Below are 7,074 nucleotides of genomic sequence, written 5' to 3' on the forward strand. Positions count from 1 at the left end.
CAGCGGCATGGGGGTCTATCTGGATGAATTGCAGCGCCGGATTTCCAATTTGGGAGAATCGTTTGCATATGGCGAATTTCCGAACGATCAGTTAAGCCGTCATCGTATCAACTTAAGGGATGAAAGCGTGATTGATACGGTGGATTCCATCGTTCGGGACGGCCAGCGCCGCAAGGTGCTTGTGATCTGCAACACGGTCGACCAGGCGATTCGTGCTTATGAATGCATTAAAGAGGCTGCAGTCAATACCGGTACTCCTATTCCGATCCATCTGCTCCATGCCAGATTTATACGAAAACATAAACAAGCGTTGGAACAACTCATCACTCAATTTGCGCCATCGGGTTGGCATGAGATGGAGGGTGCGGATTCCCCGGGAATCTGGGTGACCACGCAAATTGTAGAAGCTTCGCTCGATGTCGATTTCGATGTCCTCTATACCGAACTGTGCACACTGGACAGCTTGTTCCAACGGATGGGGCGTTGCTATCGAATCCGCACCTATAACCTTGCCGAACCCAACATTCATATATTGACACGGGATGCTTCCGGCATCGGCTCTGTTTATGACAAGCAAATTACTTTTTTCAGCCTGGAGGCATTAAAAAAATATCAACTGGAGATCCTTTCGGAAAGTGTAAAGATGAAACTTGTTAAGGAGTTGTATAGTCGAGGAAAGTTGCACAAATCGCAATTTCTCACTGTTTTTGAGGAAGCGCTGAAACTGTTTGACAACATAAAAATGTTCGATCTGACTTCCGGCAAGGCGCAAGCTTTGTTGCGGGAAATCGCGTCCACGGAAATCATACCGCCGCCTTACGAGCAGGAAGCTCGACGACTAGCCTCCAAATTCATCAAGGAAAATGATAAAGAGCAACGCAGGCTGTTGCGTCGCGAGATTGAGCGGTTATCCGTGCCGTTAAGTAACAAAACGCTGGAGCTTCGCAAAGTTGCAAAGTTCCGGTTGGAATATCGCGGGCTCGAATATCTTCACTGGATCAATCATTCGGACGTCACCTATGAGTTTGACGAAGAAAGCTTGCAGGGCACCGGGCTGAAGTATCGCAAGGCCAGTGATATTCTCTAGGAGGTAGGTCGCCATGGATACCGTTCGCGGGGTTGAAATCCATTATTATGCGATTTGTCGCCGAAAACTCTGGTTATTTCACAAAGGAATAAGGTTTGAAAACGATGGGCACGAACGAGTTGAAGCCGGCAAAGTGTTGCATGAAAAAGCGTACCCCCGATTGGAGAAAGAGTTGTCACCGGATGAGAATGTGCGAATAGACCGATTGGAAGGAGACGTGCTGAGAGAGATCAAATTAACCAGCAAAATGGAATCGGCAGACCGCCTTCAAATGCAATATTATCTTTACATCCTTAAACAGAAAGGCATTCCCAAGAAAGGATAACTTCCGGCTCGATCCCTCCGATGCGAAAACTGAGTTATTGCGGTAAATGCGCATATCAGGATTTCTGTTTTTCCGGGGAGGTGGACGAACATGGAGCGTAACATCTATATTTTATCCGCGGGAAGATTGAAAAGGAAGGACAGTACACTGTATTTCGAAAATGAGGATGGCGAAAAGCGACCGATACCCGTTGAGCAAACGAGCAGTGTCCATTTCTTCGGTCAGGTTGACTTCAACACATCCATGTTGCATTTGCTGTCGTCTCATCAAATCTGTTTGCATGTGTATAATTACTATGGCTATTACGACGGGACCTATGTTCCTCGAAAATCGAAAGTCTCCGGCTACAGTGTCGTGCAACAAAGCGCACATGTATTGGATATCCAGAAGAGGCTTTATTTGGCCCAATGTTTTGTCCACGCCGGCGTTCATCATATGCTGCGCAACATGCGAAGAAGCGGCGAAGAAGTTGCCGTCTATGTCGATACGATACACTCCATGAGCGCCCAAATTGAAAATGCCAAAACCATTCAAGAGTTGATGGGAGTGGAGGGAAGCTGCCGGAAAATTTATTATGAGGCTTTCTCACGATTGTTGAAGAATGGCATGAAGTTTGAAACGCGCAGCAAACAACCGCCTAAAGATCCGGTCAACGCTTTGATTTCTTTTGGCAATAGCCTAATGTACGCATCGATTCTTTCGGAAATTTACAAGACTGTTCTGGATCCGACTGTCAGTTTTCTGCACGAACCCTCAACGAAACGGTTCTCGCTCAGTCTTGACATTGCGGAAATCTTTAAGCCGTTGGTTGTAGATTCCTTAATTTTGACTTTGCTAAACAACCGGCGGTTACAAGAGAAGCATTTTGAGGAGAAGGATGGCGGTGTTCTGTTAAATGATGAGGGCAGGAAGAGGTTCTTGGAGGCCTTTGAGGAAAGAATGAACTCCACAATCAAGCATCGGAAATTGAAACGGAACGTATCTTACCGTTACTTGATTCGACTGGAAGCATACAAGCTGATCAAACATTTCATTGGAGACGAAAAGTATAAACCTTTCAAAGCGTGGTGGTAAAGTGTTTGTTATCATTACGTATGATGTGGATGAAAAACGAGTAGCCAAAGTCTGCAAAAAATTGCGCGCCTATCTGGATTGGACGCAAAATTCGGTTTTTGAAGGTGAGATCACCAAAGGCAAACTTATTAAATGCTTGCGTGAACTTGAATTGTTGACAAGTGACTCGGACTCCATCTACGTATACAAAGTGGAAAATCCGAAACATATTGTTAAAGAAGTGATGGGACAAGACCGATCATTTGACAAGTTCATGTTCTAGCGAGTTCTCATCTGCATCGAGCGATCAATTTGGACAAAAGTTCATCAGCCCTTATTATTACTGGCTCATTCGCGTTTATTTTGCAATTCATTTATTCCAGATTGGTCGCTCAATGCAAAATAAGTCCGTTCTTGTGAACCGATATGTTACATTAAACCTTGATTTGAAGGGACTTTTTAATATAATTTGAACAGGGGTTTTATCTGAACGTAGTGGGATTTAAATTGTATCCGCATGTCATGAAAAAACATCTTTATCCCTGGTTTTATCTGAACGTAGTGGGATTTAAATGCCTATTCAGCGGGATCGGCGGCATTGACCTGGCAGCGCATGTTTTATCTGAACGTAGTGGGATTTAAATATCACCCCATAAGGGAATAAGGAGAGGATCGGGAATGAGTTTTATCTGAACGTAGTGGGATTTAAATAAGTATGTGCCTCGTCCTACAATAATTCCGTACGTGTTTTATCTGAACGTAGTGGGATTTAAATAATAACACCACCCAGGGAGGACAAACATCCTACCCGGTTTTATCTGAACGTAGTGGGATTTAAATTTGTTTATGACCAGACCATTTCCGTCGATCTGGATATAGTTTTATCTGAACGTAGTGGGATTTAAATACAAACGGCGGATACTACTGGAACGGATCGGCGCTCAGTTTTATCTGAACGTAGTGGGATTTAAATTGCCGGCCCACTCCGCCGCCAGGTCAATTCCGCCGAGTTTTATCTGAACGTAGTGGGATTTAAATACAGCAATTGGAGGCGGAGCGCGTGCCGCCGCCGAAGTTTTATCTGAACGTAGTGGGATTTAAATCACACCGACAAGAAAAACATTCTCGAGGTCAATTTCAGTTTTATCTGAACGTAGTGGGATTTAAATAGTATCTATCGCGAATAATATGCGTATGCTGTTCGGGTTTTATCTGAACGTAGTGGGATTTAAATTACGTGAAGGCAACAATTTATAACGATAACAACGCTGTTTTATCTGAACGTAGTGGGATTTAAATTGACGCTAACGTCCGCCGGCCCTACGTATTCTTCAATCGTTTTATCTGAACGTAGTGGGATTTAAATATCAATTAATTTCGGGAGAACTGAAAAATTCGAAAAATGTCATGGGGGCCAGCAGGACGCTGGGTGTTCCGTTGACCATCACGGCCACTTTGCCATCCAGGAGCTGCGCCGCCATCACATCGGGGCGCTCGGTGTTGGACATTGTCGGAAAGGGCGTCCAGATCCGGTCCTGGATGAATTCTTCCACATACGCGCTTTCCAGCACGCTGTCGGTCCGGATGGCTTTCAGCCGGTTCCGCATTTCCCGAACCAGCGAATTCGGAGCCAGATTCTCCATGTATACCATGAGCAAGGTGGTTTCGGTCTGGCTGCCGACGCTCATCTTTTCAAATCGGAGAGACGGATTGCGAATGCGATTGCGGATGAGTCCCACGTTGGTCAGGATGCTTTCTGTAAACCCTTCGTGCGGGCCGCGAATGGTTAACTCCGATTTCGATTCTTCAATGGACCGTTGTTTGGGTTCGGTCACATTGAGCAGCAAAACGCGTCCTCCGGCAACATCGGTCAGTACGCAATATCCGGCAAGGAGCGCCTGGACGGATTGTTCGAGCAACGTTTTATACGGATTGGAAAAGGAGAGTTCGCGCAAAAAATCGCTCCCGGACGAGCGGGGGGCTTGCCCTTCGGAAAACGTATGTTCCGTGATCGACTTCAAAATGTAGTCATCAATCGTTTTTTTGGCGACCATCGATTCCAGATAGACGCATTGCACCGGTTGTTCCTCCCGGACAAGCAGGCACCGGCTGATCAAATCCGGGGGATGGCCAAGGGCGGCTTGAATATCGTTGAACAATTGGTGCGGAAACGATCGGTTTCGTTTTTTTTCTGTCATCGACGAACCTCCGGATGAATCACATCCCTTCAGTATCGTTTTCCCGGACAGGTGAATTTTTATTCGATTGGCAGCCGCTGTTTCGAAGACGGCATTTGCATATCCGTGCAGTATCAGTTGCATAACCATATAGTTATATGATAAATTACATTTGGAGAGGAAAGGTGAAGGGACGTGGATATCGAAAAGTTGGCGGACATGTTGAAAGCGTTGGCCGATCCCACCCGTTTGAAAATGCTCGCCATACTCCAGCATCGTGATTGTTGTGTATGCGAATTTGTTCCCGTGTTCAAGATCTCCCAACCGGCGGTTTCCAAACATTTGAGCCGATTGAAAGCGGCAGGGTTCGTCAAGGAGAACCGCAAAGGGCAGTGGGTGTTTTATTCCTTGAGACGCGAAACCCTGGAGCAGGCTGGACTGGGGCTGACGCATCTGCCCGACATGTCGGAGGAATTGCACAAGTTGGAACAACAGGGGTTGTTGGTTAACGTTTGTTGTGAATAAGAGGAGTGGATGGCATGAGTCAAAACAGCAAAAGGCTTTCGTTTCTCGATCGTTATTTGACGGCATGGATCTTTCTGGCCATGGCCGTCGGTGTCGGATGCGGCTACCTGTTCCCCGGCATGGTAGATGATTTGAATGCTTTACAGGTCGGCACCACTTCCATTCCCATTGCCATCGGCTTGATCCTGATGATGTATCCGCCGCTGGCGAAAGTGCGATACGAGGAACTGGGCCATGTGTTCCGCAACGTCAAAGTGTTGGGCTTGTCTCTGGTGCAAAACTGGGTCATCGGACCGATCCTCATGTTCGTGCTGGCCATCCTTTTTCTTCGGGGTTATCCCGAATATATGGTCGGCTTGATTTTGATCGGTCTTGCCCGATGCATTGCCATGGTCATCGTCTGGAACGATCTTTCCAAAGGGGACACTGAGTACGCGGCGGGACTGGTGGCGTTCAATTCCATCTTTCAGGTTTTGTTTTATTCGTTCTACGCATACGTGTTCGTCACGATTGTGCCGCAGTGGCTCGGATTGGAAAGCATGGTCATCGAAATCACGATGGCCGAGGTCGCCAAGAGTGTGTTCATCTACCTGGGCATTCCTTTCCTTGCGGGAATGTTGACCCGGTATACACTGGTCAAAGCAAAAGGGAAAGAATGGTATGAGAAAGTGTTCATTCCCAAAATCAGCCCGCTGACCCTGGTCGCTCTGCTGTTCACGATCGTGGTCATGTTCTCCCTCAAGGGAGAGGTCATCCTTGAACTGCCTGCGGATGTGATCAGGGTCGCGATTCCGCTTCTCATCTACTTTGTCGTCATGTTTGTGGTGTCGTTTTGGCTCAGCAAAAAAGCGGGGGCCGGCTACCCTGTCTGCACGACGCTTTCCTTTACCGCCGCGAGCAACAATTTTGAATTGGCGATAGCCGTGGCGGTCGGCGTGTTCGGCATTCATTCGGGAGCGGCGTTTGTGGCGGTCATCGGGCCGCTTGTGGAAGTGCCCGTCATGCTGGCTCTGGTGAAGCTGTCGCTCTATTTTCAACGCAAATTTTTTTCTGCGCAAGGAGGCTGACGAAATGGCGGGGAAACCGATCATCTATTTTCTTTGCACAGGCAATTCCTGCCGCAGTCAAATGGCGGAAGGATTCGGAAAACAATATCTCGGCGACCGGTTTGATGTTTACAGTGCGGGCATCGAAGCCCACGGTCTCAACCCGAACGCCGTCCGGGTCATGCGGGAAGCGGGCATTGACATCTCCAGCCAGACTTCCGATGTAATCGATCCCGATCTGCTAAACAAGGCGGATTACGTGATTACGCTGTGCGGGGACGCCAACGATCGATGCCCGATGACACCCCCGCACGTGACCCGCTGGCATTGGGGCTTTGACGATCCCGCCAGGGCGACAGGTACGGAAGAAGAAAGACTGGCGGTGTTCCGCCGCGTGCGGGACGAGATCGGTGAACGCATCAGGCGGTTTCGTGATTCGGGAGCATAACAATGACATTCTGATTGTCTGTGCTGCAAACGGATTTGGATGTCTCTTCATGTGGAGGAGCCCGTCATCGACGGGCTCCTTTTTGTTTTGCGCATACGCTGTCAAAAATCGGTGTTTGCCATTCGCAAGATCTGAAATTCTTTTCAGAAGTCGATTCTGATTCGTCCATGTTAGTGTAAAATTTCCGTGGGGGTAGGAACTGGAAAAAGCGAACATAGAAAAAGAGCTTCTCCCTTGGTAAAGTGATGTTTGCCTACAACACACCAAGAAGGAGAAAGCCCCTATGAGCCACTTTACCACAACGATGCCGACGATGAAAGAGCTTGAGCAATGGATGCTGCGGAAAATGCAGGAGGCGTTCGCCAGCGCCATGACGAAGGCGCTGGAAATGATGGACCAGCAGATTCTTGAGC

Annotated in this window: 7 protein-coding genes, 1 pseudogene and 1 CRISPR repeat array; of the genes and pseudogenes, 7 read left to right on the top strand and 1 reads right to left on the bottom strand. The window is 47.8% G+C overall.

Translation table 11 applies throughout. The features are described 5' to 3' along the window. The 4 genes and pseudogenes from cas3 to cas2 form a co-directional block, all read left to right on the top strand. A partial coding sequence (cas3, locus tag ABEV74_RS20275) for a CRISPR-associated helicase Cas3' (RefSeq protein ID WP_430149008.1) occupies window positions 1-1,087 on the top strand: 1,087 nt, incomplete at its 5' end. 13 nt (window positions 1,088-1,100) lie between these two features. Then, window positions 1,101-1,513, top strand: a pseudogene (locus ABEV74_RS20280) (Dna2/Cas4 domain-containing protein). Next, entirely contained in the window at window positions 1,503-2,486 is a 984-nt protein-coding gene (gene cas1b, locus ABEV74_RS20285) for a type I-B CRISPR-associated endonuclease Cas1b (RefSeq protein ID WP_430149011.1), read from the top strand. Before ABEV74_RS20280 ends, cas1b begins: the two are co-directional and overlap by 11 nt. 1 nt (window position 2,487) lies before the next feature. Next, window positions 2,488-2,748, top strand: coding sequence for a CRISPR-associated endonuclease Cas2 (gene cas2 / locus ABEV74_RS20290; protein WP_430149012.1), 261 nt, complete (start codon window positions 2,488-2,490; stop codon window positions 2,746-2,748). 196 nt (window positions 2,749-2,944) lie between these two features. Further along, window positions 2,945-3,831: a CRISPR direct-repeat array (repeat unit 29 nt; unit sequence GTTTTATCTGAACGTAGTGGGATTTAAAT). A gap of 1 nt (window position 3,832) precedes the next feature. On the opposite strand, the gene ABEV74_RS20295 is transcribed toward cas2, so the two are convergent. After that, entirely contained in the window at window positions 3,833-4,966 is a 1,134-nt protein-coding gene (locus ABEV74_RS20295; protein WP_430149015.1) for a spore germination protein, read from the bottom strand. Here ABEV74_RS20295 and ABEV74_RS20300 point away from each other — a divergent pair. Genes ABEV74_RS20300 through arsC form a run of 3 tightly spaced genes read left to right on the top strand, consistent with a single transcriptional unit; the run spans window position 4,862 to window position 6,661 of the window. After that, entirely contained in the window at window positions 4,862-5,167 is a 306-nt protein-coding gene (locus ABEV74_RS20300; RefSeq protein WP_430149018.1) for an ArsR/SmtB family transcription factor, read from the top strand. The two genes, ABEV74_RS20295 and ABEV74_RS20300, sit on opposite strands and share 105 nt — an antisense overlap. Window positions 5,168-5,181: 14 nt before the next feature. Next, on the top strand, window positions 5,182-6,234 hold the full coding sequence (gene arsB / locus ABEV74_RS20305) for an ACR3 family arsenite efflux transporter (RefSeq protein ID WP_430149021.1): 1,053 nt from the start codon (window positions 5,182-5,184) through the stop codon (window positions 6,232-6,234). 4 nt (window positions 6,235-6,238) lie between these two features. After that, window positions 6,239-6,661 carry an arsenate reductase (thioredoxin) gene (gene arsC, locus ABEV74_RS20310; RefSeq protein ID WP_430149024.1) on the top strand — a complete coding sequence of 141 codons (423 nt, stop codon included), beginning with the start codon at window positions 6,239-6,241 and terminating at the stop codon, window positions 6,659-6,661. Window positions 6,662-7,074 lie beyond the last annotated feature (413 nt).

The sequence above is a fragment of the Paenibacillus cisolokensis genome, assembly GCF_050481165.1.
In the GTDB taxonomy this organism is placed as follows: Bacteria; Bacillota; Bacilli; order Paenibacillales; family Paenibacillaceae; genus Paenibacillus_AH; species Paenibacillus_AH cisolokensis.

Coding starts and splice junctions, on each gene's coding strand:
- ABEV74_RS20300 (WP_430149018.1), top strand. CDS start 4,862: ATGTTGAAAGCGTTGGCCGATCCCACCCGTTTGAAAATGCTCGCCATA.
- arsC (WP_430149024.1), top strand. CDS start 6,239: ATGGCGGGGAAACCGATCATCTATTTTCTTTGCACAGGCAATTCCTGC.
- cas1b (WP_430149011.1), top strand. CDS start 1,503: ATGGAGCGTAACATCTATATTTTATCCGCGGGAAGATTGAAAAGGAAG.
- arsB (WP_430149021.1), top strand. CDS start 5,182: ATGAGTCAAAACAGCAAAAGGCTTTCGTTTCTCGATCGTTATTTGACG.